Below are 2,086 nucleotides of genomic sequence, written 5' to 3'. Positions count from 1 at the left end.
TATAAATAATGTTTAATATACTATGACTATTTTCTTCACTCTTGTAAATCATTTGAGTGGTTCCTGGGTTACTTTCAATCTCTTTAAATATATTTATATTAGAGCTCTTTGAAAAGCTTCTATGTGCATTTATTATTTGTTTAGTACTATAGTTAAAATTCCTTTTTATACTATCACTAGTTATTTGTATTGATGTAGCATGATTGCTTGTTGTTACTTTGTAAAAAGCATGTTTAAACTTATTTATGCTTTCTGCTCGCTTGTGTATTACTTGTTTTGCTAATTTATTAACTTCTGTATGTGTATAAAGCTCTTGCTTTAATTTGTTTCTTTTCTTCATTTGTCTATATATTTTTTGACTTGTTGGTTTACTTTTTTCTTCATATTTAAAAAGCTCTTGTCTTAAATTGTTTGCTGTATCTGCTTGTTTGTATATTATCTGCCTCATTAGTTTATTGTTCTCTAAATATTTGAATAGCTCTTGCCTTGCACCACTTGTTATTGCTATCCTATCTACTATTTGCTGTCTTGATTTATTATTTGTTTTTATAGTGTTAAATATTGTTTGACTTGTTCTATTATTAGTAAAATGATCTTTATATATTGTCTGCTTTGAGCTATTTGTTGTACCTACCATTTTTGTTATCTTTTGCTTTGTGCTTTTATCTGCTTCTATAATGTTAAATAGTATTTGTCTTATTCGACTACTAGAAAAATAATCGCTATATATTATTTGCTTTGAAACATTTCTTGATTCAATGTTATTATAATAATTTTGATATGTTTTGAAGCTATTACTTTCATTCATGTATGTTTCTATTAAACTATTATAACTATATTCCATATTAGCACTAATTATTTGGTATGAACTGAGATTGCTTACTATTTCCTCACCTTCACCTGGTGGGTCGTCACCTTCCCTAAATTCATAATCACCTACAACAGTTAATGGGCCTACTGTCCCAGATTGATCCTCAAGGGTCCCTGTTGAAAAATCATAATGGGGAGATATAATACCACCAAATGCTGTATTTCTACCTTTTATATCATATATATCTGCTTCTACTTCAAAAAAGCCCATTGCGTCACTAAATGATATTTGTCTCCCCGGCACAAATACCATATGAATTAGCACATTTTCTTCTAAAAAAGGGTACGGTTCTCCTGGAGGAACCTCTTCTCCATCAATTATAACGGAGTGCAGATTGTGGGTTATATTTCCAGCAGGGTCAAACCCTAATATAAAGCCTTCCCCTTGAAATATATTCCCAATACCTCCGATTATAGCAGCAGTTATCTCAAATTCATCTGCTATAAAACTTGGAAATTCTAAACCACTTCTTGCAGGCAAATGCAAGTACATTTATATCCCGCCTTTACACTGCAAACTGTGTCCCTATTAATTTTACTTCAGTATTGTCTCTGTTTTGAGAATCATCAACTTCTGTAGTAGTAACTCTAATATAAATTAATTGGCCACTATTTGCTTCTTCAATATCCCCAACTTGAATCTCACTTGTGAAAGTATTTCCATCCAAAGAAAACTCAAACCAATCACTATCTTCCCCTTCCGCTCTTACAACAACATCTTCATACCTTTTATCTGGGTTCTCGTTAAACAAATAAAATTGTTTCGTTTCAGAGCTTCCTTCAATTGGGTGCTGGGTAATTATCGGGTTTGAATCATCTTCAGTGATTATATCAGTTAAATCTTCATCTCTTGCTAACCTTAACATAGTGAAACCTCCTTGTAATAATTTATTGCTCTCTTTCCCTTTGCTCCCTCTTCCATTCGTCTAAAATTGCTTTAGCCCTTTCTTTATTCCCTTTTGGTATTTCTTTTATTTCAATCTCTTCAAACTTTTGCACAAACCTATCTAATTCTTTTTCTTCTTTATCCACTATAATCACCATCCTATTTTTTACTATTTCTATTATAACATATTATATGTTACTTTAAAACCCTTTATACTACTTTTTAATAACTTTTGCAATAACCTTAAACACTTCAAATCTACTATGAGGATTTTCTTCTAAGTCAAAATCAATAAATTCTAGCTCAGTGTTTTTATCTAAGACTATTTCT

At 30.8% G+C, this 2,086-nt stretch carries 3 protein-coding genes; all 3 read right to left on the bottom strand.

Features of this window, described 5'->3' with window-relative positions; translation table 11 throughout:
- On the bottom strand, positions 1-1,363 hold a 1,363-nt coding region (locus tag VK998_RS02115), incomplete at its 3' end, for a hypothetical protein (protein WP_325224954.1).
- Positions 1,364-1,376: 13 nt separating this feature from the next.
- Positions 1,377-1,736 carry a hypothetical protein gene (locus VK998_RS02110; RefSeq protein ID WP_325224952.1) on the bottom strand — a complete coding sequence of 120 codons (360 nt, stop codon included), beginning with the start codon at positions 1,734-1,736 and terminating at the stop codon, positions 1,377-1,379.
- A 22-nt stretch (positions 1,737-1,758) separates the two neighbouring features.
- Positions 1,759-1,902, bottom strand: coding sequence for a hypothetical protein (locus tag VK998_RS02105; RefSeq protein WP_325224951.1), 144 nt, complete (start codon positions 1,900-1,902; stop codon positions 1,759-1,761).
- Between the last annotated feature and the right edge of the window lie 184 nt (positions 1,903-2,086).

The organism is Schnuerera sp. (assembly GCF_035459645.1).
Classification (GTDB): domain Bacteria; phylum Bacillota; class Clostridia; order Tissierellales; family Tepidimicrobiaceae; genus Schnuerera.
The sequence above is the reverse complement of the archived record's forward strand: the minus strand, read 5'-3'. Positions and strand labels throughout refer to the sequence as shown.

Excerpts from the sequence above, each read along its gene's own strand:
- VK998_RS02110 (WP_325224952.1), bottom strand. The coding sequence starts at position 1,736 with ATGTTAAGGTTAGCAAGAGATGAAGATTTAACTGATATAATCACTGAA.